At 66.9% G+C, this 25,546-nt stretch carries 27 protein-coding genes; 16 read left to right on the top strand and 11 right to left on the bottom strand.

Annotated features, from left to right (window positions below; genetic code table 11):
• Positions 1-2: 2 nt before the first annotated feature.
• The 5 genes from ACFTSF_RS38970 to ACFTSF_RS38950 are packed head-to-tail and all read right to left on the bottom strand — an operon-like array spanning position 3 to position 4,793.
• Complete coding sequence (locus ACFTSF_RS38970) at positions 3-812, bottom strand: carbohydrate ABC transporter permease (RefSeq protein WP_380160329.1); 810 nt, start codon at positions 810-812, stop codon at positions 3-5.
• Positions 799-1,674, bottom strand: a complete 876-nt coding sequence (locus tag ACFTSF_RS38965; RefSeq protein WP_380160327.1) for a carbohydrate ABC transporter permease — start codon at positions 1,672-1,674, stop codon at positions 799-801. Before ACFTSF_RS38965 ends, ACFTSF_RS38970 begins: the two co-directional genes overlap by 14 nt.
• Positions 1,675-1,685: 11 nt before the next feature.
• Entirely contained in the window at positions 1,686-2,963 is a 1,278-nt protein-coding gene (locus ACFTSF_RS38960) for an ABC transporter substrate-binding protein (protein ID WP_380160325.1), read from the bottom strand.
• Between the two features lie 22 nt (positions 2,964-2,985).
• Entirely contained in the window at positions 2,986-3,681 is a 696-nt protein-coding gene (locus tag ACFTSF_RS38955) for an FCD domain-containing protein (RefSeq protein ID WP_344163116.1), read from the bottom strand.
• The gene (locus ACFTSF_RS38950) at positions 3,678-4,793 is read right to left on the bottom strand and encodes a DUF4185 domain-containing protein (protein WP_380160323.1); all 1,116 of its coding nucleotides are present in this window, start codon (positions 4,791-4,793) and stop codon (positions 3,678-3,680) included. Before ACFTSF_RS38950 ends, ACFTSF_RS38955 begins: the two co-directional genes overlap by 4 nt.
• 102 nt (positions 4,794-4,895) lie before the next feature.
• Here ACFTSF_RS38950 and ACFTSF_RS38945 point away from each other — a divergent pair, with 102 nt between their 5' ends.
• Both ACFTSF_RS38945 and ACFTSF_RS38940 read left to right on the top strand, forming a co-directional pair.
• The gene (locus ACFTSF_RS38945) at positions 4,896-5,282 is read left to right on the top strand and encodes a phage holin family protein (RefSeq protein ID WP_344163122.1); all 387 of its coding nucleotides are present in this window, start codon (positions 4,896-4,898) and stop codon (positions 5,280-5,282) included.
• 5 nt (positions 5,283-5,287) lie between these two features.
• Complete coding sequence (locus tag ACFTSF_RS38940) at positions 5,288-5,719, top strand: low molecular weight protein-tyrosine-phosphatase (protein ID WP_380160322.1); 432 nt, start codon at positions 5,288-5,290, stop codon at positions 5,717-5,719.
• Positions 5,720-5,988: 269 nt separating this feature from the next.
• Here the strand turns inward: ACFTSF_RS38940 and ACFTSF_RS38935 are convergent, their stop codons facing one another.
• The 3 genes from ACFTSF_RS38935 to ACFTSF_RS38925 all read right to left on the bottom strand — a co-directional run bounded on the left by ACFTSF_RS38935 (position 5,989) and on the right by ACFTSF_RS38925 (position 8,884).
• A complete protein-coding gene (locus ACFTSF_RS38935; protein WP_380160320.1) occupies positions 5,989-7,200 on the bottom strand; it encodes a pyrophosphate--fructose-6-phosphate 1-phosphotransferase in 1,212 nt (403 codons plus the stop codon).
• Positions 7,201-7,260: 60 nt separating this feature from the next.
• Positions 7,261-8,325 (bottom strand): hypothetical protein, encoded by a 1,065-nt coding sequence (locus ACFTSF_RS38930; RefSeq protein WP_380160318.1) that lies wholly within the window; start codon positions 8,323-8,325, stop codon positions 7,261-7,263.
• Positions 8,326-8,392: 67 nt separating this feature from the next.
• The gene (locus ACFTSF_RS38925; RefSeq protein ID WP_380160316.1) at positions 8,393-8,884 is read right to left on the bottom strand and encodes an Lrp/AsnC family transcriptional regulator; all 492 of its coding nucleotides are present in this window, start codon (positions 8,882-8,884) and stop codon (positions 8,393-8,395) included.
• A 62-nt stretch (positions 8,885-8,946) separates the two neighbouring features.
• Here ACFTSF_RS38925 and ACFTSF_RS38920 point away from each other — a divergent pair, with 62 nt between their 5' ends.
• The gene (locus ACFTSF_RS38920; protein ID WP_380160315.1) at positions 8,947-9,822 is read left to right on the top strand and encodes a DMT family transporter; all 876 of its coding nucleotides are present in this window, start codon (positions 8,947-8,949) and stop codon (positions 9,820-9,822) included.
• Positions 9,819-10,793 carry a TIGR03560 family F420-dependent LLM class oxidoreductase gene (locus tag ACFTSF_RS38915; RefSeq protein ID WP_380160313.1) on the top strand — a complete coding sequence of 325 codons (975 nt, stop codon included), beginning with the start codon at positions 9,819-9,821 and terminating at the stop codon, positions 10,791-10,793. Before ACFTSF_RS38920 ends, ACFTSF_RS38915 begins: the two co-directional genes overlap by 4 nt.
• Here the strand turns inward: ACFTSF_RS38915 and ACFTSF_RS38910 are convergent.
• Entirely contained in the window at positions 10,790-11,788 is a 999-nt protein-coding gene (locus tag ACFTSF_RS38910; RefSeq protein WP_380160311.1) for an acetamidase/formamidase family protein, read from the bottom strand. The genes ACFTSF_RS38915 and ACFTSF_RS38910 overlap by 4 nt on opposite strands.
• 125 nt (positions 11,789-11,913) lie before the next feature.
• On the opposite strand from ACFTSF_RS38910, the gene ACFTSF_RS38905 reads away from it, so the two are divergent.
• The 5 genes from ACFTSF_RS38905 to ACFTSF_RS38885 all read left to right on the top strand — a co-directional run bounded on the left by ACFTSF_RS38905 (position 11,914) and on the right by ACFTSF_RS38885 (position 16,983).
• Positions 11,914-12,606 carry a response regulator transcription factor gene (locus tag ACFTSF_RS38905; RefSeq protein ID WP_344163147.1) on the top strand — a complete coding sequence of 231 codons (693 nt, stop codon included), beginning with the start codon at positions 11,914-11,916 and terminating at the stop codon, positions 12,604-12,606.
• A complete protein-coding gene (locus ACFTSF_RS38900) occupies positions 12,603-14,189 on the top strand; it encodes a HAMP domain-containing sensor histidine kinase (protein WP_344163150.1) in 1,587 nt (528 codons plus the stop codon). The genes ACFTSF_RS38905 and ACFTSF_RS38900 overlap by 4 nt, the downstream gene beginning before the upstream one ends.
• A gap of 105 nt (positions 14,190-14,294) precedes the next feature.
• Positions 14,295-15,692: a trypsin-like peptidase domain-containing protein gene (locus ACFTSF_RS38895; RefSeq protein WP_380160309.1), complete on the top strand. Its 1,398-nt coding sequence runs from the start codon at positions 14,295-14,297 to the stop codon at positions 15,690-15,692.
• 83 nt (positions 15,693-15,775) lie between these two features.
• Positions 15,776-16,282, top strand: a complete 507-nt coding sequence (locus ACFTSF_RS38890) for a DinB family protein (RefSeq protein WP_380160307.1) — start codon at positions 15,776-15,778, stop codon at positions 16,280-16,282.
• 35 nt (positions 16,283-16,317) lie between these two features.
• Positions 16,318-16,983: a pirin family protein gene (locus ACFTSF_RS38885; protein ID WP_380160305.1), complete on the top strand. Its 666-nt coding sequence runs from the start codon at positions 16,318-16,320 to the stop codon at positions 16,981-16,983.
• Positions 16,984-17,666: 683 nt separating this feature from the next.
• On the opposite strand, the gene ACFTSF_RS38880 is transcribed toward ACFTSF_RS38885, so the two are convergent.
• Positions 17,667-17,981 carry an L-rhamnose mutarotase gene (locus ACFTSF_RS38880; RefSeq protein ID WP_344163161.1) on the bottom strand — a complete coding sequence of 105 codons (315 nt, stop codon included), beginning with the start codon at positions 17,979-17,981 and terminating at the stop codon, positions 17,667-17,669.
• Between the two features lie 117 nt (positions 17,982-18,098).
• Here ACFTSF_RS38880 and ACFTSF_RS38875 point away from each other — a divergent pair, with 117 nt between their 5' ends.
• The 7 genes from ACFTSF_RS38875 to ACFTSF_RS38845 all read left to right on the top strand — a co-directional run bounded on the left by ACFTSF_RS38875 (position 18,099) and on the right by ACFTSF_RS38845 (position 25,171).
• A complete protein-coding gene (locus ACFTSF_RS38875; protein ID WP_380160304.1) occupies positions 18,099-20,009 on the top strand; it encodes a penicillin-binding transpeptidase domain-containing protein in 1,911 nt (636 codons plus the stop codon).
• 204 nt (positions 20,010-20,213) lie between these two features.
• Positions 20,214-20,561 carry a zf-TFIIB domain-containing protein gene (locus ACFTSF_RS38870; RefSeq protein ID WP_380160302.1) on the top strand — a complete coding sequence of 116 codons (348 nt, stop codon included), beginning with the start codon at positions 20,214-20,216 and terminating at the stop codon, positions 20,559-20,561.
• 175 nt (positions 20,562-20,736) lie between these two features.
• Positions 20,737-21,729, top strand: a complete 993-nt coding sequence (locus ACFTSF_RS38865) for an ATP-binding cassette domain-containing protein (RefSeq protein WP_380160300.1) — start codon at positions 20,737-20,739, stop codon at positions 21,727-21,729.
• Positions 21,726-22,538 carry an ABC transporter permease gene (locus ACFTSF_RS38860; RefSeq protein WP_380160299.1) on the top strand — a complete coding sequence of 271 codons (813 nt, stop codon included), beginning with the start codon at positions 21,726-21,728 and terminating at the stop codon, positions 22,536-22,538. The genes ACFTSF_RS38865 and ACFTSF_RS38860 overlap by 4 nt, the downstream gene beginning before the upstream one ends.
• Positions 22,535-23,323 (top strand): ABC transporter permease, encoded by a 789-nt coding sequence (locus ACFTSF_RS38855; RefSeq protein ID WP_380160297.1) that lies wholly within the window; start codon positions 22,535-22,537, stop codon positions 23,321-23,323. Before ACFTSF_RS38860 ends, ACFTSF_RS38855 begins: the two co-directional genes overlap by 4 nt.
• Before the next feature lie 36 nt (positions 23,324-23,359).
• Complete coding sequence (locus ACFTSF_RS38850) at positions 23,360-24,442, top strand: DNA polymerase IV (protein ID WP_380160295.1); 1,083 nt, start codon at positions 23,360-23,362, stop codon at positions 24,440-24,442.
• Positions 24,443-24,532: 90 nt separating this feature from the next.
• Positions 24,533-25,171 carry an HAD family hydrolase gene (locus ACFTSF_RS38845; RefSeq protein ID WP_380160293.1) on the top strand — a complete coding sequence of 213 codons (639 nt, stop codon included), beginning with the start codon at positions 24,533-24,535 and terminating at the stop codon, positions 25,169-25,171.
• Here the strand turns inward: ACFTSF_RS38845 and ACFTSF_RS38840 are convergent.
• The gene (locus ACFTSF_RS38840) at positions 25,146-25,298 is read right to left on the bottom strand and encodes a hypothetical protein (RefSeq protein WP_380160292.1); all 153 of its coding nucleotides are present in this window, start codon (positions 25,296-25,298) and stop codon (positions 25,146-25,148) included. The two genes, ACFTSF_RS38845 and ACFTSF_RS38840, sit on opposite strands and share 26 nt — an antisense overlap.
• Positions 25,299-25,546 lie beyond the last annotated feature (248 nt).

Here is a 25,546-nt window from a genome sequence, read left to right as displayed (position 1 = left end):
TTTCAGAACTGGCCGAGGGCCAGTCCGCGCGAGAAGAAACGTTGGGCGGCCAGGAACAGCACGACCGTGGGCAGCGACACCAGCAGCCCGCCGGCCAGGACAGTCGGCAACGCAGCACCGCCGTACGTCGACTGCAGCCCGGTCAGCGCCGGCATGATCGGCCGCACCGACTCGGACTGGCTCAGCGTCAACCCCAGCAACAGGTCGTTCCAGACAAACGTCGCCTGCAAAATGAAGATCGCGGCCAGCGCGGACCCGGCCATCGGCAGGTAGATGCTCCGAAAGATCCGGAACAACCCACCACCGTCAACGACAGCAGCCTCGAAGACGCTCCGCGCGATCCCGGTGAAGAAGTTCCGCATCACGAACGCCGAGAACGGCACGCTGATCGCCGTGTACACGATGATCATCCCGACCCGCGTGTCGTACAGACCCGACGACGCATACCCGGAGAACAGCGGCATCAGCACCATCTGCAACGGAAAGATCGTCCCACCGAAGATGAACACGAACCACAAGAACCCACGCCGCAGCCGCAGTACGACGATCGCGTATCCAGCCGCCGCACCGATCACCACCGCCAGCACCGGCGCCACCACGCTATACAGCGTCGTAGCCACCAGCGTGTCCCCGAGAGCCGCCTTCGACCACGCGTCCCCGAAGTTCGCGAACAACGCGAAGCCGGCAGGCCGCCATACCGAGTCGGCGTCGTACCCGTCGACCGGCTTGGCCGCGTTCACCACCAGCAGGTAGATCGGCGCGAGCCACAGCAGCCCGAGTACGACGAGGAGTCCGGTTCTAAGCCTGCTCACGGGCGTCCCCCAACTGGTAGCGCAGGTAGAGGATCGACGCGGCGAACGTCACCAGGCTGAGGAACAACGCGATCGCCGCACCTTGCCCGTAGTCGTTCAGAACGAACGTTTCCTTGTACATCGACAACGCCAGCGTCTCGGACGACGTACCGGGTCCGCCCTGCGTCATCACCCACACCACATCAAAAGTCTTCAGACTGCCCACGATCGACAGCCCAACCACCACAGTGGTGATCGGACGCAGCTGCGGCCACAACTGATGCCGGAACAGCCGGAACCCATCCGCACCGTCCAACCGCGCAGCCTCCAACGGCTCACCAGGGATGGACTGCAGCCCCACCACGAACAGCAGCGCATTCACTCCCGCTGCCTGCCACGTGACCGCCACGATCATCATGAGCGTGTTCCCGGGCCCGGACTGCAGCCACCCGGTATGCGCACCAGGCAGCCCAAAGAACCCGAGCGCCTGACCCAGTGCGCCATCCGGCTGCAGCACAAAGCCCCAGATGACCCCAACGGCCACACCAGAGATCGCATAGGGCAACAGAAACGGCAGCCGCAGCCAACTCCCCCACCGATGCCCATAAGTCAGTACGGCGACCAGTAGCCCGAGTACCACCGGCAGAGTCACCATCCCGACGACCCACAGCAGCGTATTGACCAGTGCACCGATCAGATCGGGGTCGCTGAACATCGCCTGGTAGTTGGCCAGCCCGGCCCACACCGGCGACGCCAGACCGTCGTACGAGGTGAAGCTGACGTACGTCGTCCACAGGAACGGCAGGTAGAGCAGCAGAGCGACGACCCCGGCGGCCGGGAGGCCGAACAGCGGCGCCGCCCGCGCCCCTGTTCGGCTGCTCAACCCCTTCCGGCTCACTTCTGCTTGGCCCAGTACGCGTCCGCCTCGGCCTGAATCTTCTGCAGGCCCGGCATCGGGTCACCCGGCTTGGTGACGAACGCACCGAACACCTCAAGCGCCTTGTTCGCCACCGGGACCGGAGTCGCCTCGAACCAGCGGTTGATCAGCCGGTAGCCGTCCCCACTCACGTCCTTGTTCAGTGCAGCCAGTCCGGTGTCCTTGACCTCCGCCTTCGGGTTGAAGGACAGGTCGCCGCGAGAGTTCGCCCACGCGGTCTGAGCCTGCGGAGTGACCCACCAGTCCGTCCACTTCTTGACTGTCGAGCTGTGCTCACTCGCCGCGGCCGAACAGACCGGACCGGTCTCGAAGATCATCGAGGTCTTCGGCAGCGCCGGGTTGACGTTCGGAATGACGAAGAAGTCGTAGTCGGTACCGGCCTTCATCTTCAGGGTGTTCAGCGAGCCACTGAACCAGGTGCCGAAGTTGACCATCGCGACATCGCCGCTCTTCAGCTGCGCCTGCGGTTCGGTCTTCGCTCCCGGGTCGCTGAAGTAGCCGGCGTCGATCAGCTTCTTCCAGTCGTTCATCACCTCGACCACACCGGGGTCGGTGTACTTCGCCTTGCCCGCGGCGAGAGCGTCGTACAGGTCCGGGTCCTTGCCGGCCAGCAGCGTCTCGAACCAGACGAAGCTGAACAGGATGCTGGTCTGGTAGAACGGCTTCACCCCGGCGGCTTTCACCTTGTCCGCAACGGCGAGCAGCTCCGGCCAGGTCTTCGGGTTCGCAGTGATCCCGGCCTTCTTGAAGACGGCCTTGTTGTAGTACATCACCCAGTAGCCCGCGTTCAGCGGGACGCAGTACTGCTTGTCGTCGTAGGTGAAGTACGGCTTCAGCGCCTCGGGTACGTTGCCGTCGGCAACCGCCTTGGTCCACTGCTCGGTGGTCTCGGCGACCAGCTTCTGGTCGACGAGGTCCTCCAGCTCCTTACCGGTATGCCAGGTGAACAGGTCCGCCTTCTCCTTGGTCCGGAACGACGAACGGATGAAGGCGGTGTAGCTGTTCGAGTCCGAGTAGCCGACCGGCTCCATCCCGACACCGATGTCCTGCTTGCTCGCGGCACCGACCTGGGTGAACGCGTCCTTCCAGCCGCCCTTGTCGTTGTAGAACTTCAGCGACTCGACCGGCTTGTCGGCCGCGGGCTTGGCGCCACCGGCACCTCCACAGGCGGTGAGCGCGAGGGCTCCGGTCATGGTGAGGGCGGTGAGCGCCTTCCAATGGCTGATGCGTTGCATGGTGGTGCGTCCTCCGAAGAAGTCAGGGGTTCACGCGGTCGTTGATGACGGCGAGAACGCCGTCCAGATGCGCACGGGTCAACTGCTCGGCCAGTACGTCGTCGCCGGCCCGGACCGCGGCCAGAATGGCGTGGTGCTCGGCCAGGTCGGTCTCACGGTCCCCGTGGATGTGCAGGATCTCCAGCTGCTCGCGGACGTTCACCACGGTCACCGACTCGACCACCTCAGCCAGCGTCGCGTTCCCGGACGCCTGCGCCAGCGCACGATGGAAGTCCATGTTGATCTCGGCCAGCCGGTCATGGTCGCCAGAAGCGATCAGCTCGGCCGCCTGCTCCAGGTCCTGCTCCATCTGAACCAGTGCGGCCTCACTGCGCGCCTTGGCGGCCAGTGCGGCGACCGGTGGTTCGATCAGGGCCCGTGCCTGCAGGAGCTCGACGAGTCGGTCAGCTGACGGTGTGAGCGCCAGTGGATTCGCCAGGACGAGCCGGCCGACGTTCGGACCGACGTACACGCCGGAGCCGTGCCGGAGCTCGAGGGCTCCGATCGCCTCCAGTCGGCGCAACGCCTCTCGCACAGTCGGTACGGCGACCCTGAAACGCTCGGCCAACGACCGCACCGACTCGAACTGGTCGCCGACCGCGAGCTTCCGGTCCGCGATGAGCCCCAGCATCGACGCAGCCAGGTCATCGAGGAGGCTCCGCCGTACGACGGCAGTCATCGGGCCGCCTGCAGAGTCACACCGACGAACCGCGGTCGGTAGATGCTCACGTCGTCGTACAGCTCGTCACTGACCAGGCTGTTGACGTTGTAGCTCACCAGCAACTGGGAACCCGAGCGCAGGTCCGGATGGTCGTGGGAGTTGTAGGTGATGTGGTTCCCACCCGTCTCCGGGGTCTGGTAGAGCTCGACCGGCTTGACGAACGGACCGGTCGGCGAGCAGCCGAAGTACCCGACGACTCGGCGGCTGAACAGCTCCTTGGTGTCATGAGTGACCAAGAGGTAGCCATCGCTCCACCTGGTCACGCTGTGCTCGTTGGCCACGCCCTCTAGCGTTCTGACCGACGCAGTCTCGTCGGCCGACCAGCCACTGCCGGTCCAGTACTCCCACGGCTTGGTCAAGTCATCGCCGCGCACTCGGGCGACGTGCTGGTACTTCGACGCGCCCAGGTCCTCGACGCCGTAGATGTAGGTGAAACCGCCGTCCCGCTGCAGCCAGCCGGACCACTGCACATTGGCCGTGGACGGGAGCGGAGTGAGACTCAACAGCTTGTACGTGCGGCTGTCGAAACGAGCGAGGTAGTTCGCGGCCCAGCGCCAGTCCCACTGGCCCGTTCCGGTCTTCTCGAACCGCAGTGCGACCACATCGAGCTTGCGGCCCGCATCACTCGTCTGTGCGGCACCGAACCAGTACCACCCGTTGGCCGGCGGCGGGACCAGCGCTGTCGGGTTGGACGCCGTACCGCCGGTCACTGTCTTCAGCGTCTGACCCTGCTGGATCACGAACGAGTTGTTCAGGAACGGCGTCGTGCGCGGGCGGCTGCCGTCCGGATTGACGGGACCGAGGAAGGTGTCGGAGAAGATCCACGCCGTCCGGCCGCCGGAGAGCGCGACTGAGTAGGTGCTGTCGGCACCCGTCCAGCCCTTGCCGGTGTCGCTGTAGGCGTTCAGCAGGCTCTCTGGGGCCGCATGCGGCTGGGCTTGAGCAGTCCAGTTCGTCCCCACGGCATTGCAGTCCGCCCGGGTCGCTGCGGCGGGCCCTGTTCCAATCGCTGTGACACTCGCGGCTGCCAAGGACAGCGCGACAATTCCGGCCAGACTTCGTCGTGACATGAAATTGATCTGATCACTTGGTCATTTGCCTGTCAAGAGTTCAGGGGTGAGTCAGGGCGTGTACGGAGCGTGTGACTGGGACCGGGGTGGAAGGATCGAGGTATGAAGAACATGATCATCAGGCTGCTCGCCAACGCGGTGGCCCTCGCGATCGCCGCCTGGCTCGTCAGCGGGATCACCCTGGAAGGTGCGACCCGGGGCAAGCAGATCCTCACGCTGCTGATCGTCGCCGCGATCTTCGGCATCGTGAACGCGATCGTGAAGCCGGTGGTGAAGCTGGTGTCACTGCCGCTGCTGATCCTGACGCTCGGGCTGCTGACCTTCGTCATCAACGCCGCGATGCTGCTGCTGACCTCCTGGATCACCGGCAAGCTCGACGTCCAGTTCCACGTCGACGGCTTCTGGTCAGCCCTCTTCGGCGCCCTGATCATCAGCGTCGTCGGCATGATCATCAACGCCGTGCTGCCCGACAAGGCCGAACTCCGCTGAGATACGTGGAGGTCGTGTGCACCGGCAACATCTGCCGGTCACCGATCGGTGAGGTCGTGCTGCGCGCCAAACTCGCCGAAGCCGGCATCGAAGATGTCGTCGTCACCAGCTCCGGCACCGGCGGCTGGCACGCCGGTGACCCGATGGACTCACGCGCGGCCGCCGCCCTCCACCGCCGCGGGTACGACGGCCGCTCCCACCGAGCCCGCGAATTCGACCGCGCATGGTTCGACTCCCGCGACCTCGTCCTCGCCATGGACACCGGCCACCTGGCCGCGCTGACACGCCAGTCGCGCGGCCGCGCCGACGTACCAATCTCCCTCTTCGCCGACGCCGACGTACCGGACCCCTACTACGGCGCCGACGCCGGCTTCGACGAAGTCCTGCAACAGATCGAGAAGGCGGCCGACCGCTGGGTCTCACGCCTCCGCGGCTGAATCCCCTTGCCCGCCGATTCCTTACTGATGCGAGGGCGGGGGAGTCCATGGGAAACATCCCGGGGGTGTGCACCCGGTGCGGGGGGCTTGAACAAGTTATGCCTTGTTCACGGCCCCCATTTCTTGTTCACACCCGCAACAACTGCACGCCGGCTGGGGACCGAAACCACCCGAAAACGACCGTTCGCGCTCCCCAGCCCCCGCCGACCGGCCAGGCCACAACAGCTGGGGAGGATAACCGGGGGAGTGGCTAGCAGCCGGCGGGGCGGTTAGGACTGGCCGATGGTGGATTTCAGGTCGACGAACCAGGCGACGGTGGGGTCGAACTCCTTGCCGCCGGCGATGCGGGGGAACTCGATGGCGCGTAGTTCGTCACCCCGGTCCTCGTCGTGGCCTACTACGCCGCTCTCGCCGCGGAGGGCGGCGTCGACTGCGTAGTCGGTGCACTGCTTGATGAGGGCGAGGTCGGCGTCGTTGGCGGCGGCTGAGCGGCTGAAGTAGCCGCTCTTCTGGACCATCGTCTTCTCGGCGCCGATGCGCTCGGCGAACTGCTTGGCGAACCAGGCGCCGGGGTTGATCGTGTCCAGCTTGACGTGACCGAACGGGTCGCGGCCGACCTCCTCGCCGCGGGCCTCCATCTCGGCCACGATCGACGGGACGCCGGCGCCTTCGGACAGGAAGATCGTCACGCAGTCGTTCTCGTCCATCACCTTGCGCAGGCGCTCGGCCTCGGCGTCCAGGTCGATCGTTGCCTCCGGCACGTATACCGCGTGCACGTCCCAGCTCGACTCGTCGAGACCGATGCCTGGGTTCCACTCCTGCTGGTCCAGCCAGTCGCGGTAGGCCTTCGCGGTCGCCGCGGTCAGCCAGCCACAGTTGCGGCCCATGACCTCGTGCACGATCAGCATCCGCGGGTTCGAGCTGTGCTCGGCGACGATGTTGCGCGCGAACAACGCACCCTGCTCGGCCGCGGTCCACGCACCCAGGCTCTGCCGGATCGGGATCACGTCGTTGTCGATCGTCTTCGGCAGGCCGACCACGGTCAGGTCGTAGTCGTGCTCCTGCAGGTACGCCGCCAGGTCCGCAGCAGTCGTGTTGGTGTCGTCACCACCGATGGTGTGCAGTACGTCGACACCGTCCGCCACCAGGCGTTCCGCAGCCACCTGCAGTGCGTTCTGGCCTTCGGCGATCAACCCACGCTTCACCAGGTCCGCGGTGTTGGTCAGCTTCACCCGGCTGTTCCCGATCGGGCTACCACCGAACTTGTGCAGCAGCCCCGCCTTCTCCCGCACCTCGGGCGTGACGACGACATGCCGCCCGCTGAGCAGGCCGTGGTACCCGTTCAGGTACCCGATGATCTCCACGTCGGGCGCCACTTCCGTGTAGCGCTCGATCAGCCCGCCGACGGCGGACGACAGGCACGGCGCAAGGCCACCGGCCGTGAGCAGGGCAACTCTGCGGACAGACTTGTCGGCAGCCATGGGTCAGGGTCCTTCCGAAGGTCGCTGAAGTCACCAACAGCGTAGTGATGCAGACCACTCCTAATGGTGGTCGGTGCCCACCTTCCGGACACCCACCCCCAGAACCACCAACGCAATCCCCCCGAACACCGCGTTCCCCACCAGATCCCCCGCCGCCGATCCGCCACTCTCCGGCACCGTAGGAAACGCCGTCCACACATAAGTAAGCGTCGCCCCCGCAGCCAACCCGAACACCTGCCCCTGCCCCCACCCCACCAACCCAGCCCACCGCCGAACCACCACAACCCCCACCCCTGCAACCACACAAAAGGTCACCACGTTCACCCACTCGTACCAACCAGCAGTCACCAACGTCGACGGCCCCCAATAAGCACTAGTAGCCACCAGCCCAAAGGCCCCCACCACCCAAGGCGCAGGCGCACGTCCCGTGGAGCCAGCCGGCCCCGCCAGCCCCGTGCCCGCAGCCGCGTCCTCGCCCACCACTCCACCCGCAGCCGCGCGCGGCTCGCGCTCTCCCATCCTGTTGGCCGGCGCAGCCGGACCCGCTGGGCATGGGCGGAAGGCTGCGGCGACCAGGGCGGCGATCACCACGGCGACACCGCCGATCTGCCACGGGCTGGCTAGGAAGTGTTCTTCGGAGTAGTTGCCCAGGAAGACCAGTACGGCGCCAACCACGTACACGAGCACCACGACGACGAAACCCGGTGTGTGGAGCCACGGCGTCGTACGGCGGCTGGTGATGGTTTCGACCAACGCGATCGGCACGCAGATGCTCCACACCGTGTGCAGCGCGATGATCGCGACCGTCAATTCAACGCTCATGCCCAACGCAGAAACATACGAATCACCGTGCAGAAGATCCTGCCCGGCGTACGAGTCGTTCCAGAGGAGCTGGTCGATCGGGCCTTCCTCCATCAACGCGTAGGCGATCGCCAGCAGCACCATGGTCGGCCAGCCACGCCCGGTACGGCGCGCGACCTCGCGGATCAGCAGCGCACCAGCGCCATACATCGGAGCAAGGATCAGACCGATCCCGAGCTCATCCAGCCGCAGGTTCCCGAGCAGGAACTCCCCGACGAACGGCGCCAGCAGGAACAAGCCGATCGCCGGTGCAACGCGTCTCATGAAAGGACGCTACCGAGCGCAACCGGACCGGTACGTCGTTCCAAAGCATCCGGCGCGCCAACGAAAGTCAGCCGAGTGGCACCGACCGCGGCGGTACCGGCGTGGACACGACGAACGAGCTCGTCGTCCGCCCATGCACCAGGAACTTGTCCAGCACATCCTCGAACCCCGCGATCGCGGCCACCTGAACCCGCATCAGGAAACAGTCCTCACCCGAGATCCGATGGCACTCAACCACCTCCGGCGTCCGCGCGGCCAGGTCGATGATCTTCGGGATCTGCCCCGGCCCGGGCGCCAGCCGCACCCACGCCGCCACCGGCAGACCGAACGCACCGGGATCCACCTCGAGCCGATACCCGCGGATCACCCCCGACTCCTCCAGCCGGGTGACCCGCTCGCGCACCGTCGGCGCCGAAACTCCGAGCCGCCGCGCCAGCTCGGTCGTCCGCAACCGAGGATCCGCCGAGAGCTCCCGCAGCAGCCGCAGATTCAGCTCATCCAGCACCGGCTTTTCGGTTTGAAGGTATTGCCCGCCTTCGACATTCGTTCCGGCAACCATCAGCACCTTCCAGGTTTCAGATCGCCATGGGAAACCACGAGCGACCTTCCTAGGGTAATCGGGTGAGTAAGCAAGCAACCACCGCAGCAGCCATCACCGTGGTCCTCTGGGCCTCGTCGTTCGTCGCGATCCGCCACCTCGGCACCGAGTTCTCCGCCGGCGCCTTGTCGCTGGCCCGCCTCGGCCTCGGCAGTCTCCTGCTCGGCGCCATGCTCTTCGCGCGCCCCCGCCAAGAGCCGTCAGTACGCCGCTGGCCGGCCAAGCGCGATTGGCCGCAACTCCTCGCCTGCGGTCTGCTCTGGTTCGGCGTCTACAACATCGCCCTCAACGAAGCCGAGCGCCGCCTCGACGCCGGTACCGCGGCCATGCTCGTCCACATCGCGCCCCTCCTGATCGCCGTACTCGCCGGCCTCACCCTCGGCGAGGGCTTCCCGCGCCGACTCGTCATCGGCGGCCTGGTCGCGTTCGCCGGCATCATCGTGATCGGTACGTCGACCTCGACCGGCCACGCGGAGACCTGGGGCGTGGTCCTGTGCATCGTCGCCGCCATCGCGTACGCCGTCGGTGTCGTCACCCAGAAGCCGTTGCTGAGCAGGCTCCCCGCCGCCGAGGTGACCTGGCTCGCCTGCACTGTCGGCGCAGTCGCGTGCCTCCCGTTTGCCCCCACCCTGATCGACGAACTCCGCACCGCGAGCGCAGGCGCGATCTGGTGGGCCGTGTACCTCGCCGCCTTCCCCACCGCGCTCGGCTTCACCACCTGGGCGTTCGCACTCCGCCGTACCACCGCCGGAAAGATGGGCGTCACCGTGTACGCCGTCCCCGTCGTAGCCATCGCGCTCGGCTGGCTCTTCCTCGGCGAAACCCCGGCCCTCCTCACCCTGGCCGGCGGCGCGCTGTGCCTCACCGGAGTAGCAATCTCCCGAAGGAGTGGCCGATGAAGTTCGGAGTATTCGTTCCCCAAGGCTGGCGGATGGACCTCGTCGACTTCGATGACCCGGTCGAGCAATGGGAGGCGATGACCGCCGTCGCCCGAGCCGCCGACGCCGGCCCCTGGGACTCGATCTGGCTGTTCGACCACCTCCACACCGTCCCCGAACCAGCCCGCGAGACAGTCTTCGAGGCCTGGACAGCCACCGCCGCCCTCGCTCGAGACACCACCCGGGTGAACATCGGCCAGATGGTCGGCTGCAACGGCTACCGCAACCCCGCCCTGTACGCGAAGATCGCCGCCACCGTGGACGTCGCCAGCCACGGACGCCTGTACGCCGGCCTCGGCGCAGGCTGGTCGGAACACGAGTGGAAGGCCTACGGCTACCCGTGGACAACACTCAAGGACCGGATGGGTTCATTCGCCGAATCCGTCGAGCTCATCCACCGGCTGTGGACCGAGAACGACGTCGTCTTCCAGGGCAAATACCACTCGGTCGACAAGCCGATCGTCGAACCACGCCGCAAACCACCCCTGTGGATCGGCGGCGGTGGCGAGCAAGTCACACTCCGTCTGGTCGCGCAGTACGGCGACGCCTGCAACTTCGGCACCGGCCAGGTCGACATCATCAAACGCAAACTCTCGATCCTGCGAGCGCATTGCGAAACCGTCGGCCGCGACTACGACGAGATCGTGAAGTCGACCAGCCTGAACCTGTTCCCGCTAGCCGCTGGAGCCGACCCGGTCACCGCGAGCGCGAAGGCCCGCGGTCGCTACACCGTCGACGAGTTCCTGGCGAACGGCGGAGGCGGCGGCTCCGCCGGACCGGCCACGATGGCTTCCCCAGCGCAGATCCGGACTCAGCTCGAGCAACTGCAGGAGGCCGGGATCCAGTACGTCGTCGTCTACATCCCCGGCGTCGCGTACGACCACGAACCACTCGAGCGATTCGCAGCAGACGTCGTACCGGCCTTCGGCTAGAGGGTTGCGGCCAACTCGCGCAGGTGGACGTGAATGTTGCTGTAGGCATCGACTTGCGGGAGGAGCCGCTTCGGGACCTTGGTGACCACGCTGTAGTTGGCGTCCACCACATTGGCCAACGGGACCTCGCTGATCTGGCTCAGCAACTGGTACGCATCGAGTTTGTCTAGCCCGTACAGCTCGCTGAGCCAGCCGACCATGTCGACCTGACCAACTCGCCATGCATCCTCGAGCGGGCGGCTGGACCCGACCACGGCCAGGTAGTCGTCGTTCTCGATCCGCGGCCAGGCCGGTCCGGGCGTCTTGAGGAGCTCCACGATCAGTACGACGTTCATCGCGCCCTCGACCGCCGTACCGCAGGACTCGCCCTCGCCCTGGCGGTAGTGACCATCGCCGACTGAGAACAGTGCGCCCTCGACGTTGACCCGGAGGAAGCAGGTCGCGCCGGCCTTCATCTCGGGGGTGTCCATGTTGCCGCCGAACACATCCGGGACCAGCGATGACCGCACCTCGCCCGCGGCCGGAGCCACGCCAACCGTGCCGAGCATCGTGTTGATCGGCAGCGCGAGCTCCAGATCGCTGCCCTGCGCCTGGAACCCAACCGTCTGCCGAGCGGTGTCCACCTCGTAGATCCAGGTGCGCTCCGGCAGCGGGTCCTGCAGCGTCGCGGTCCGGTCGGTACTGGTCAGCCCACCGAAGAACGGGATGGTCGCAGAGGCGCCCCAACTGCGGGCCGGGGTCAGCTCGACGAAGTGGAGTACCAGGGTGTCGCCCGGCTCGGCGCCTTCGACGTAGAACGGTCCGGTCTGCGGATTCACGAACGGCATGGTCAGACTCGCGCTGGCCAGATCCGCAGTACTCCGCAGGCGTCCGCAGAACGCATCCTCGGTCCACAGCCGCAACGCCGTACCGGGTTTGACCCGATGCAGCGGCGGTGCACCGCCGAAGGTCCAGGTGTAGTCGTTGGGCTCGGGGCTGAACTCGAGGACATCCACCCGCCCAAACCTACTCTTGAGCGAGTGATCAGCGGGTTCTCAGGCGTTTCTCAAGCGGACCGCCTACGCTCGGATCCGCGGTGGTCTGCGCTGGACCGCCCACTTGACCTCGAGCGGGGAGCGATATGCGGGTACTGGTGGTGGACGACGACCGGGCGGTCCGGGACTCGCTGCGCCGTTCGCTGGAGTTCAACGACTTCGAGGTCGTCACCGCCGCCGACGGCGCCGAGGCGCTGGCCGTGATCGGGAACGTCGATCCCGACGTCGTGGTGATGGACGTGATGATGCCGCGGCTGGACGGTCTGGAGACCACCAAGGCGCTGCGGGCCGCCGGCAACAACGTGCCGATCCTGGTGCTGACCGCGCGGGACGCGGTTGCAGACCGGGTGGACGGCCTGGACGCCGGCGGCGACGACTACCTGACCAAGCCGTTCGCGCTCGAAGAGCTCCTGGCCCGGTTGCGCGCGCTGCTGCGCCGCAGCAGCACCCCCGGCGAGGGCGGCCCGCGCGGCGAGGTCCTGCAGTACGCCGACCTCGTGGTCGACGTGGACGCGCACGAGGTGCACCGTGGCGACGTACCGATCCAGTTGACACGCACCGAGTTCTCGCTGCTCGAGCTGCTGATCCGCAACCCCCGCCGGGTGCTCGAACGCGCCGTCATCCTGGACGCGGTCTGGGGCTACGACTTCCCGACCACCGCGAACTCGCTCGAGGTCTACATCGGCTACCTGCGCCGCAAGACCGAGGTCAACGATCTGCCGCGACTGATCCACACCGTCCGCGGCATTGGCTACGTACTGCGGGACACGCCACCGTGAGCGGTCCCGACAACTTCCCCTCGTATGCCCGCCGCGCACCGCAACCCCAACCACGGCCGGAAGCCCAGCCACGACCTGTTGCCAACGGCAACGGACGGCGGATGGTCGCGAACACGCAGAGCTGGTGGCAGGAGAAGCTGCACAAGCTGAGCCTGCACTCGCGAGTGACGCTACTCGCCGCGGTCGCGGTGGGTCTGGCAGTCGCCTTCGTGAGCGTCGCCGCGTACCTGACGGTCCGCCAGCAGATGTACCAGAACCTCGACGACAGCCTGACCGACCGTGCCAGCCAGGTCGCCAAGCGGCGGGTGCTCACCCAGCAGGTCGCCTTGGAGGGGATCCCACCCGAGGCGCTCGGTCTCAGCGACACACTGCTCGGGGTCTACACCGCCGACGGCCAGCGGATCGGCAGCACGAAGAGCCCGCTTCCTCCGATGGAGGAGCCGGAGCTCGAGGTGGCTCAGAGCCAGAACCAGATCACTCAGCGGACTGTCGGGGACGCGGCGACGGGTCAGCATTACCGCGTCGTCGCCGTACCAGCGCAGTTCTGCCCACAGGAGACCATTCGGGACGAGTGTGAACCCGACGGGCCGGGGGTCTGGGAGCCCGCTGCCCTGGTGGTAGCGCAGTCGCTGAAGCCGATCGACCACACGCTGCACAACATGGGCATCGTGTTGTGGGCGGTCGGGCTGCTCGGCGTCATCGGCGCAGCCATTGCCGGCAACGCGATCGCCGTCTCCGGTCTTCGGCCGCTGGCGCGGCTGTCTGGTGCGGCGGAGCACGTCGCGCGGACGGCGGAGTTGCGGCCGATCCCCGTCGACGGGTCGGACGAGATCTCCCGGCTCGCGGTGTCGTTCAACTCCATGCTGGCCGCGTTGGCGCGCTCTCAGGATCGCCAGCGCCGGCTGATCGGTGATGCCGGGCATGAACTGCGGACGCCGCTAACCAGCATCCGGACGAACCTCGACCTGCTCGCTCAGGCGGACAAACGCGGCGGGCTGCGCCCGGAAGACCGCCAGCAATTGCTGGACGACGTACGGGCTCAGATGGACGAGCTGACCAACCTGATCGGCGACCTGACCGAGCTCGCCCGCGACACCCCGCAGATCCGCAACGCCGAGCTCATCGAGCTGTCCAACGTCGTCGAAGACGCCCTCATCAAGGTACGGCGACGTGCTCCGAACCTGGAGTGGGATGTCAGCATCGAGCCGTTCCCGGTGTGGGGCGACGAGCGGCTACTAGGTCGAGCGGTCACCAACCTGCTCGACAACGCCGCGAAGTACTCGGTCCCCGAGGACGCACCCACCGACGGCCGCATCGTCGGCCTGGTCACCGTGCGCCTACAGGACGGCGTACTAACTGTCACCGACTCCGGCCCAGGAATCGCAGACGCGGACCTACCGCATGTGTTCGAGCGTTTCTACCGCTCAAGCGAAGCCCGCAGCCGCCCCGGGTCCGGCCTAGGCCTAGCCATCGTCAAACACGCAGCCGAACAACACGGCGGCATGATCTACGCCCGCAACGCCCCAGGCGCCGGCGCCCAATTCACCCTCTGGCTCCCCCACGCCGCCACCCAAACCCGCTAAAGCTGGGAGTTTGCTGGGCGCCTTCAGGGGATCTTCACAGAGTTCTTCGGGAGCTCTGACGGGATCTTCAGGGGGTTCTCAGGTCCGGCAGCCAAAGTACTCGTCATGACCGACAACCAGCCGCCCGAGCCGCAGAGTGGGCCCGCCCCCTTCGGCTCCAACCCGCCGGAGCGTATGCAGCAGTTGCCGATGCCTGGGTATTCGAGCCTTGGGCAACATCAGCAACAGCATTTCGCGCCGCAGGGTGGACAGCAGCAGCTGGGTCAGCCGGGTCAGCACCCCTCAGGTGGGAGTGCTTACCCGCAGTTCGCCGCGCCGGGGACGCATCAGGGGGCGTCTCCCGGCCCGAACTGGCCCTTCGGTCCGCAGCAGCAGCCGGTGGCTCCCACACCGGGCAAGCCGAAGCGGATGGGCCTGGCAATCGTGGCCGCGACCGCGCTACTGGTCGGGGCGGCCGGTGGCGTGGGCGCAGCCGCGGTGTATTCGGCCACGAACGACACAGGTGCAAGCCCGTCGGTGACCGCACCGCTGAACGGTAACCAGGCCGCACCGGCCTCGGCACCCGACGGCTCGGTGCAGAACGCAGCGGCCAAGGTGCTCGGCAGCGTGGTGAAGATCGCGGTCGCCACCCAGCAGGGCGCGGCGACCGGTTCGGGCATCGTGATCAGCAAGGACGGCCTGATCGTCACCAACAACCACGTGGTGGCCGGCGCCGCCGGGCAGGGCGCCAAGCTCACCGTGATCCTGAACGACGGCCGCACGGTCCCGGCCACGGTCAAGGGGCTCGACCCGCTGACCGACCTCGCCGTGATCCACGCCGACGCCACCGATCTGACGCCGGCGACCCTCGGTTCCAGCGGCAAACTCGCCGTCGGCCAGGGCGTGGTCGCGATCGGTTCGCCGTTCGGCCTCCAGTCCACCGTGACGAGTGGGATCGTCTCGGCGCTCAACCGCCCGGTCACCTCGGGCGACGAGGAGCAGAGCAGTACCACGGTCTTCCCAGCCATCCAGACGGACGCCGCCATCAATCCGGGCAACTCCGGCGGCGCTCTGATCGACCTCGCGGGCCAGGTGGTCGGTATCAACAGCGCGATCAAAACCGCGGGCGGATCGGGACAATCCGCCGGCGGGAACATCGGCCTGGGGTTCGCAATCCCGATCGACCAGGCCAAGCCGATCATCGACGAGCTGGTGGCCAAGGGCAAGGCCACGCATGCGCGGCTCGGAGTGTCGGTCGGCGACGCGCAGTCTTCCGACGGGCTCGTGAACGGAGCAACCCTCCGCGAGGTCACGCCGGGCGGTGCGGGGAACAAAGCCGGTCTGCAAGCGGGCGATGTGGTGACCGCTGTGGACGGTAAGGCGATCGCGTCAGGGGACGCGTTGGTCGCCGCAGTTCGCTCGCACCGCCCCGGCGATCAGGTCAAGGTCACCATCACCCGGGCCGGCAAATCCCAGGACGTCACCGCCACCCTCGGCTCCGACGACGGCAAGCCGACCGGCTGACACACCCCACGTCAGGACTCCGGCCGCCCACCGAGCGGCCGGAGTCCGTTTGTGTGGTCGGGTTCTGTGGTTGGGTTCCTGCCATGAATCTCTACGAGGCCCGCCCGCCGATCGTGGCCGACGAACGAACCCAGCTGATCGGCTGGCTCGACCTGCAGCGCGTCCTGGTCCGCCACAAACTCGAAGGCCTGTCCCCCGCGGACGAGCACCGAGCGCTGCTACCCCAGTCACCGTTGATGACCCCGGCCGGCCTCGTCTCACACCTGCGATGGGTCGAACACCTGTGGTTCGAGGTGGTCTATCGGGACGTTCCCCGCGACCAGAACCCGGCGTTCCGCAAGGATGTCGAAAACGCCGAGATGCTGGTCCCCGGCGTACCGCTCTCTGAGCTCCTCGACCAGTACGACGCGCAGTGGGCCCGCTCGAACGAAATCGTCGCCGCCCATAGCCTCGACGACATCGCGCAGGACCCCGAGTTCCAGCCGAGCCTGCGCTGGATCGTCATCCACATGGTCGAAGAGACCGCCCGCCACGTCGGCCACCTGGACGCAATGCGCGAACTCGCCGACGGCCAAACCGGGTATTACTAGTACCCATGGACATCCGCCGGGCAGACGATCGCTTCGTGACCTCGTCCGACTGGCTCGAGTCGCGCCATTCGTTCTCGTTCGGCCCCTTCTACGACCCCGCGAACATCGGCTTCGGCTTCCTGGTAGCCCACAACGACGACATCGTCGCGCCCGGCACCGGCTTCGACACCCACCCCCACCAGGACCTCGAGATCGTCACCTGGGTACTACGAGGAGCCCTGGCCCACCGCGATTCCCTCGGCCGCCACGGCGTCGTCCACCCAGGCCTGGTCCAACGAATGACCGCCGGCTCAGGCATCCAGCACTCCGAATGGAACGACGGCCCCGACCCAGTCCACTACGTCCAAATGTGGGTCCGCCCCGACCAGCTAGACCTCCCCCCGTCCTACGCCCAGTCTCCGATAGACCTAACCACCGGCGAACTAACCCCAGTCGTCTCCGGCCTCCCCCACCACGCCACCAGCACAGCGATCCCCCTACACCAACAATCCGCCGGCCTCTCCGTAGCCCGCCTGGCACCCGCACAACACGTCCAACTGCCGGAAGCCCCACACCTCCACGTGTTCATAGCCGACGGAACAGCAACCCTCGAAGGCATCGACCTCGCCACAGCGGACACCGCCCGCCTAACCGACTCAGGCGGCCGTCAGCTCACCGCAGGCCCCACCGGCACCGAAGTACTCGTCTGGGAGATGTACTAGCGGTTCTTCTGCTCGGCGTGTGGGGTTCCACGCCGGGGCCTCCTGCCAGGGGCTCTCCGCACGGACCGGTACGACGTTGTGCACGGGTCAACCATGTCCGCGCCCGGAGGGTGGTTGAGTGGCGCTCAAGGTGCGATGGTCCGGCGACGTTGAGCACGGTTCGACCGTTTCGACAGGTGTCAGGTGGTTGGTGGAGTCTCAAGGTCGTCGAGCCTCACCAGCCCAGCGGGTGCACAGCAGCCTCCCTCGAGCGTCCCCGCACCCCCCCCGGCCCCCGGCCCCCACGATCACGCAGTCCTGTGCGCCCACCAGCTGCGCGAACGCTCCCCCTGACCAGTCCGGCGAATGCACAGCAGTCTCCCCAAGCGCCCCCGCACCCACCCCCACGGACAGGCACTCCGGCGACGCCCCCATCCCCACAACCCCATGAATCACTTGCCGCATCTGGTGAGGGCCGAATCACGGCCGACCGCGCCGAAGGCGCCAGAAGAAGGAGCCGCCGCCGAAGGCGGTGTCCTTTGCGCGGCGGTGGTCGTCGGCTCACCGCGGGGGCCGAGGTGCTCGTGTGGGAGGCGCCCCATCCCCACAACAGCGTGTATCACTTGCCGCAGGTGGTGGGGGTCGGACCGCGGCCGACTGCGCCGGAGGCGCCAAGAGTGCTGCCGCCGCCGGAGGCGGTGTCGTTAGTCGGTTTGTTGGGTCATGGTCCAGACGTGGGGGAGGGGTTTGCCGCCTTCGGCGAAGCCTTCTACGAACTGGGACATGTGTTGCTGCCAGCGCTGGTCCGTGGGGTTCTGGCGGAGTTCGGCGACGGCGGCCTCGTAGTCGTCGCAGACGACGAGATGGAACAGGTCGCGGCCGCTGCGCCAGATCGACCAGTCGGAGATTCCGGCGGCGTTCATCACGGTGATGAGTTCCGGCCAGACGCGGGCGTGCTCGAGCTCGTAGGCCTCTTCGGTACCGGGAAGGAGCCGGCTGTGCAGGGCTAGGCGGGTCACAATCGTGCAGGATACGCGCTTCCGGAACCAACCAACGGGCCGCCACAAGCGTCGTACTTGGGTGGGTTGAGTAGTTTCGCCCGTGTGTTTGCCAATCGTCGTGCGAGAGTTGGAACCGTGAAGCGAACCACTGCTGTCGTCTGCCTGAGTAGTCTGCTGATCACCGCTGGTTGTTCCGACAGCAAGTCGGGCGACGGGGGGAAGGCCGATCCGAACAACGAGAAGCAGGCCTCCGCGCAGGTCGTCAAGCAGTTCGCGGACGCCTGGGTGAAGGCCTGGGCGCCGGACGGGAAGCCGACCGACGCGGCCGCGTTGACCGACAACCCGACCGCGTTCGGCAAGCGGCTGGACGATGTCGACTCAGCGCTTGCGGCCAGCACGGTGACCGTCGTACCGCAGGGTGACGCGAAGTGTTCCGACGACGCGACCTGCACCCAGGAGCTCGCTGTCGAGGCGCAGTTGCGTGGGATCGGCGCGATGAAGTGGACCAGTACGGCGACCGCGGTCAAGGTCGGCGATGTCTGGAAGGTCAAGGCGGCCGGCGACACGATCTACCCGGGTCTCGGCGACGGGACCAACTACCTCAAGCGCGTCCGCACTCTCCCGGCCCGGGCCTCGATCCAGGACCGGCACGGCGCCGCGCTGACCTCGAACAAACCGGTCGTGATCGTCGGTGTCGCCTCCGGCAACGTGGCGACCGCGGCGACGTACGCGGCGTTCACCAAGAACCTTGACGTCGACGGCGCGAAGCTGGCCAAGCGGGCGAAGGCGGCCCCGGCCGGTCAGTTCGTTGACGCGATCACGATCCGCGCGGAGCAGTGGGAGAAGCTGCGGCCGACGATGGGCAAGCTGCCCGGCGTGCTGACCATGGGCGGGACCCAGTCGCTGGCGGTGAACCCGACGTTCGCCCGCTCGCTGCTCGGCTCGATGAAGCTGGCCAACGAGGACAGCTTGAAGAACGCGGGCCCGACCGCATCGGCGCAGGACCAGGTTGGCGTCAACGGCCTGCAGTACGCGTTCCAGCAGCAGCTGGCCGGCACGCCCGGTGGCGTGGTGAGCCTGCGCGACGGCAAGACCAAGCTGACGATCAAGGAGGTCTTCACCCAGAAGGGCACCCCCGGGAAGCCGGTGAAGACCACGATCGACACCAAGATGCAGCAGGCCGCCGAGGCCGCGCTGGCGAGCCAGAAGCTGCACGCCTCGCTGGTCGCCGTTCAGGCCTCGACCGGCCAGATCCTGGCCGCGGCGAACGGTCCGGACGTGACGAGCTACAACCGCGCGTTCCAGGGCCGCTACGCCCCGGGCTCGACGTTCAAGACCGTCACCTCGGCCGCGCTGCTGAGCAACGGCCTCACCACGAACAGCTCGCTCCCGTGTACCGACACGATCAACGTGTTCGGCAAGACGTTCAAGAACTACGACGCCCTCGCGGCGTACGGCGCGGGCACCATGCAGAAGGCGTTCAACCAGTCCTGCAACACCGCGTTCATCTCGCAGCACGCACGCCTGCAGAAGGACGGGATGACCAAGGCGGCCGCGATGTTCGGCATCGGCCGCGACCTCCAGCTCTCCATCCCGGCGTACGGCGGTAAGGTTCCGGCCCCGAAGGACGACGTCGAGGAGGCCGCCTCGATGATCGGCCAGGGCACCGTCACCGCGAGCCCGCTGTCGATCGCCCTGGTCGGCGCCACCGTCTCCCACGGCACCGCGATGAAGCCGGTCCTGGTTCCCGGCAAGGACGCCGCCGGTACCGCGGCCTCTCCGTTGCCCCCGGCAACCGTCGCCGCACTCCGCACCTTCATGCGCACCACGGTCACCGGCGGTACGGCGCACATCCTCGCCCAGAGCGGCACCGTCGGCGCCAAGACCGGTACGGCGGAGGTCGTGACGAACGGCAAGGTCGGCACCAACGGCTGGATGGTCGGCTACCGCGGTGACGTCGCCTTCGCGGTCATCGTCGAAGGCGGCGAGTCCGGCGGCAAGGCAGCCGGCCCGATCGTCAAGAACTTCCTCGCCCGCTTCAAGTAGCCGTCAGCTCCATCGGCAAAGTGTCGGTGGAGCCCGCTACCGTCCGACCCATGAACGTGGCCGGAGCCGTACGAGCCGCCGGCCGGCCGCGACCACCTGGTCGTCCGGGGGCTGGCGGGGATCGACCGGTTGTGACGCGCCGAAGTTGCTGAGAGTTGGCTGAAAACGCGGCGTTCCGGGCTTTTCGTCACTTAGGGTTTCTGGATGGAGAGCCTGATTTGCCCGAAATGCCGCGGTGGGATGCGGACCTACGAACGTAGTGGGATCACGGTCGACCAGTGCGGCGAGTGCCGTGGGATCTTCCTCGACCGGGGTGAGCTGGAGCGGCTGGTGGATGCCGAGGCGCGCTTCAACGCTCCGCAGCAGCAGCGGCACGAGGAGAAGCGCTACGAAGAGAAGCGGTACGACGAGAAGAAGCGGTACGACGACGATCGGCGCTATGACGACCGCCGTTCGGACGACCGTCGGTACGAGGACCAGCGGCGGTACGACGACCGCGGTTACTCGCACAAGAAGAAGCAGAAGTCCTTCCTGGAGAATCTCTTCGACTGAAATCCACTGGACATCACGCTCTGCTTCGGCTTAGCGTCGATGCGGTGACTACCCCGTTTCGAGATAGCTGCGCGCACGGTTGATTTTCCCGCCATCCTGCTGGATCGCGGTGCCGTGATGGGCCTTGGGTTGCTGCCCGGTCCTGTCCAGCTCTTTCGAAAGCGGTGCCCCAACTGTGACGCACACCCATGCCCTTTCTGCGCATGATCTGACCAAGACGTACACCTTCCACCAGCAGCGCGCCGGTCTCGGCGGAGCCTTGAAGAGCCTGGTGAAGCGCAAGTACGAGACCCGGCTCGCTGTCGACCGGGTCTCGTTCGCGATCGAGCCCGGTGAGGTCGTCGGGCTGCTCGGCCCGAACGGCGCGGGCAAGACCACGACCCTGAAGATGCTGTCCGGGCTGCTGTACAAGACGTCCGGCGATCTAGAGGTTCTCGGCCACACGCCGTCGGACCGCAAGCCCGACTACCTGCGCCGGATCGCGCTGGTGATGGGGCAGAAGACGATGCTGTGGTGGGACGTGCCGGCGATGGAGAGCCTGCTCCTGCACAAGGAGATGTACGGCCTGTCCACGCCGGTGTTCGAGCGCAACGTCGCCGAACTCGCCGAACTGCTCGAGGTGCAGGACCTGCTGAACGTCCAGGTCCGCAAGACCTCCCTCGGTGAGCGGATGAAGCTCGAGTTGATGGCGGCCCTCGTCCACGGTCCGGAGATCCTGTTCCTGGACGAGCCGACGATCGGGCTCGACGTGGTCGCCAAGGCCCGGGTCCGGAGCTTCCTGGCCGACGTCAATCGGCTCCGCGGTACGACGATCCTGATCACCAGCCACGACATGGACGACATCGAGGCGCTCTGCTCGCGGGTGATGATCATCGACCACGGCCGCCTGCAGTTCGACGGCGCTCTCGACGAACTCGTCCGGACCGCGCAACCGCGCAAGCTGGTGCGAGCGACGTACGCGACGCCTGTGGACGGCCGTGGGCTCACCGGGGTCAGCGGGGTTGAGGTGTCCGGCCTGACCCTCCGCCTGGAGGCCGATCGGGAGCGGACGGGCGACGTACTGGAGCAGCTCACCCGGCTCGGCCCGCTGGTCGACCTGGACGTCGCGGACGCCGATGTCGAGGACATCATGCGCGACCTCTTCGAGCGCCGCGGGGAGGCGTCATGAAGGGGTTCGTCCGCAACCTGCGAGTACTGCGACGGATGGTCGCGGCCGAGATCGCGCAGCAGTCCGTCTACCGCGGTGCGTGGGTCATCTTCATGCTGGCCAACATCTGTACGCCGCTCATCTCGCTGCTGATCTGGCGGACCGCGCTCGCGAATGGCGCCCAACTCCCCGTGGATCAGCGGTACCTCACGACGTACTTCGTGCTGCTCGGCTTCGCGACCATGGCCACCTCGTCGTGGATGGCCGGCTTCCTCGCGAACGACATCCGGCTCGGCAAGCTGTCCAGCTGGATGATCCGGCCGGCGTCGCTGCTCGTCGGGTTCGTCGCGAACAACCTGTCGGAGAAGTTCCTGAAGCTGTTCGCGCTGGTCCCGATGATCGGGCTGGTGTGGTGGATCTTCCGCGGCTCGATGCATGTGCCGTCGGGTGCCGGCCGGTGGGCGCTGTTCTTCGTCACTCTCGTGCTCGGCGCGATCCTGCTGTTCACGATCGACATCCTGATCGCGGCTTTCGCGTTCTGGATGGACGATGTGAGTGCCCTCGTCCAGGCGCGGGTGATCATCGGCTCGGTGCTGTCAGGGTCCGTCGTACCGCTGGCGCTGATGCCGGAGTGGTCGCGCACGTTCGTCGACTACCAGCCGTATCGGTACACCGTGTCGTTCCCGGTCGAGATCGTCGCCGGGAACCTGTCCGGCTCCGAACTGCTGACAGGGCTCGGCGTCCAACTCGGGTACGTCGTCGCTGTCGGCGTGCTCGCCCGTGTCGTCTGGGCGGCCGGGATCCGCGCGTACTCGGCGGTGGGCGCATGATGAGGCACCTGCGGTTGTGGCGGCGGTTCTTCGCACAGGCCGTCGTACGGGAGACGCATTATCGCGCGCACTTCCTGACCACGTTGCTGGTCGGGCTGGTGCAGCTGGGGCTCGGGATCGTGCCGACGCTCCTGCTGTTCGGGTTCACCTCGGAGGTGCACGGCTGGACGCGCGCGGAGGTGATCGCGCTGGTTGGCATGTATCAGGTGATCACGGGGTTGATGGCGACGTTCATCGCGCCGAACCTGAACCGGATGACGACGTACCTGACCGAGGGTGAACTGGACGCCGTACTGCTGCGTCCGGTGTCGAGTCAGTTCTACCTGACGTTCCGGTGGATCAACGTTGCGGAGTTGAGCAATGTTGCCAGCGGCATCATTGTGCTGGCGTTCGGGCTGGTGCAGTCGGGGCTCACGCCGAATGTGGGTCAGGTGCTGCAGGCCGTCGTACTCGCGGGTTGTGGGTTGGTGCTGCTCACGGTGGTGTGGTCGGCGCTGGTGTATCTGGCGTTCTGGCTGCAGTCGGTCGGGCCGGTCGGCATCATCTATCTGAACGTCGTTGAGGCTGGGCGGTATCCGCTGACGTTCTTCCCGGTGGCGGTGCGGAGCTTCCTGACGTTCGTGTTCCCGGTGGCGTTCGCGACGACGTACCCGGTGCAGGCGCTGGCGGGCTCGCTCGGCTGGGGACCGGTGGCACTAGGGATCGGGCTGTCGGTGATTGCGGTGTTGCTGATCCGGTTGTTGTGGCAGCGTGGGCTGCGGACGTACGCGAGTGCGTCGAGCTGAGGTCGTCGCTGAGTAGTGGTTGAAGGGAGGGCTGCGATGGGCTGGTGGATCCTGCATGTGGACATGGATCAGTTCATCGCGGCCGTCGAGATCCGGCGCCGGCCCGAACTGCGCGGCCTGCCGGTCGTGGTCGGCGGGTCGGGCGATCCGACGAAACCGCGGCAGGTGGTGGCGACGGCGTCGTACGAGGCTCGTGAGTTCGGGGTGCACTCGGGGATGCCGATTCGGGCGGCGTACAAGAAGTGTCCGGACGCGGTCTTTCTGCCGTCGGACCCTGCCGCCTACGAGGCGGCGTCGACCGAGGTGATGGACACGCTGCGGACGTTCCCGGTCGTGGTCGAGGTGTGGGGCTGGGACGAGTGCATCGTCGGCGCTACAACCGACGATCCCGAGGGACTCGCAGCCGCCCTGCGAGCGGCGGTGGTGGAACGCACCGGGCTGACCTGCTCGATCGGGATCGGCGACAACAAGACCCGGGCCAAGCTGGCGACCACCTTCGCCAAACAGCCGCGCTCGCACGCCACTGCGTTTGAGGGTGCTGGCGCTGGGGCGCCGGGCGTCTACCGCCTGACCGCCGATAACTGGCGTGAGGTGATGGACCACCGATCGGTCCGCGAACTGTGGGGCATCGGCAGCCGGATGGAACGCAACCTGCAGGAGCTCGGGCTGCACACGGTGGCCGACCTCGCAGCCGCCGACGTTGAGGCGTTGAAGAAGCGGTTCGGCCCGAACATGGGCACCTGGTACGCCGCCCTCGGCCGCGGCCTCGGCGATACCGAGGTAACCGACGTACCGCGCGAACCGGTGTCCCGCAGTCACGAGGAAACCTTCGAACGCGACCTGGTCGAGCCGGCCGAGATCGCCGACGAGCTACGCCGAATCGCCGTCGAGGTGACCCGGGAGGTGGTGAAGGAGGGGCGCAGTATTCAACGTGTCTGGGTGAAGGTCCGCTTCACCTCGTTCTTCACCCCCATCAAAAGCCGCAAGTTGAAGGCGGTGACGCAGGACCCCGAGGTGATCGCGGCGACCGCACTCGCCTTGCTGGAAAAGTTCGAACTCCGCCGCCCTGTCCGGCTGCTCGGGGTGCGAGTCGAGTTCGCCCCCACCCCACCCACGTAGCCCCGGGCCCTCGCGCTCACCCATGCGATTGCGATGGCGTGCGGGGAAATCGGCGGGACGCGATCGTCGAGGGCTGGGATGATCGCGGGTGTGCAGCGCGAGTTTGTTGTGTTCGATGCCATGGGCGTGCTTTATCGGCACGGGAACGTTGTGCGGGGCGTCCTCATCCCTTACCTGCGTGAGCACGGCTGCACTCATACCGAGGCGGAGATTCGTGAGGTATACCGCCGGTGCACGGTGGGCGCGATCTCCACCGGCGAACTCTGGTCCGCGCTCGGCGTGGCGGCAACCGCCAGCGATGCTGACTACTGCGGTCGTCACGAGCTGACGCGGGATGTATCGGAGGTCTTGCGAGGACTGGGCGAGGCCGGCATCACGCCTTTGGTGCTCACCAACGACGCGGTGCCGTGGTCGGAACAGCTGCGCCTCCGGTTCGGGCTGACTGCTTACGTCGAGACGTGGTTCGTCAGCTCCGCGATTGGCGCGCGCAAGCCCGATCCTGCGGCGTACCGTCCGGTGCTCGCACACCCAGGGCTGGACGCTGCCCGCACACGCTTCGTCGACGACCGGCCGACCAACCTGATCGCCGCCGAAGCGGCCGGCTTCCAGCCCGTCCTCTTCCGCAGTGACGACACTGACGCCCACCCCGAGCCCGGCTTCCAACCACCCGTCGCTCACACCATGACCGACCTGTTGAAGCTCGTCAGTTCGGCTGACCGGTCGGCATGATCGTGACCTGCTGGAAGTTCACCCGAGGCGGCGAGGCGGCGGTCGCGGCGACGTCGGCCGCAGTGAGCCATTCGAGTTGGGTCTTGGCGCCTTCCAGCCAGTCCGAGATGTCGGCGTCCGCCCACATCGTCGGACGTTAGCGCTGAGGTTGCGATCGGCAGACGGGCGTGCCGCCCGGGGGGACCCGAGATCGCGGGGCGAGATTCACCTTGGGCGCCCACCAACCATCCGACGCCCGGCGAAACGGTCGAACCGTGCTCGAGGTCGCCCGACCAGCGCGCCTTGAGCACAGTGATGATGGTTGTGGCCCTTGGCGGATGACTCGCTTGAGCACTGACGACGCTGTCTTTGATGGGATCCGTCTTCGTCAGGGGC

It is taken from the genome of Kribbella sp. NPDC056951 (assembly GCF_042674205.1).
Taxonomy (GTDB): domain Bacteria; phylum Actinomycetota; class Actinomycetes; order Propionibacteriales; family Kribbellaceae; genus Kribbella; species Kribbella yunnanensis.
This window is presented reverse-complemented; position numbering and strand designations above follow the sequence as displayed.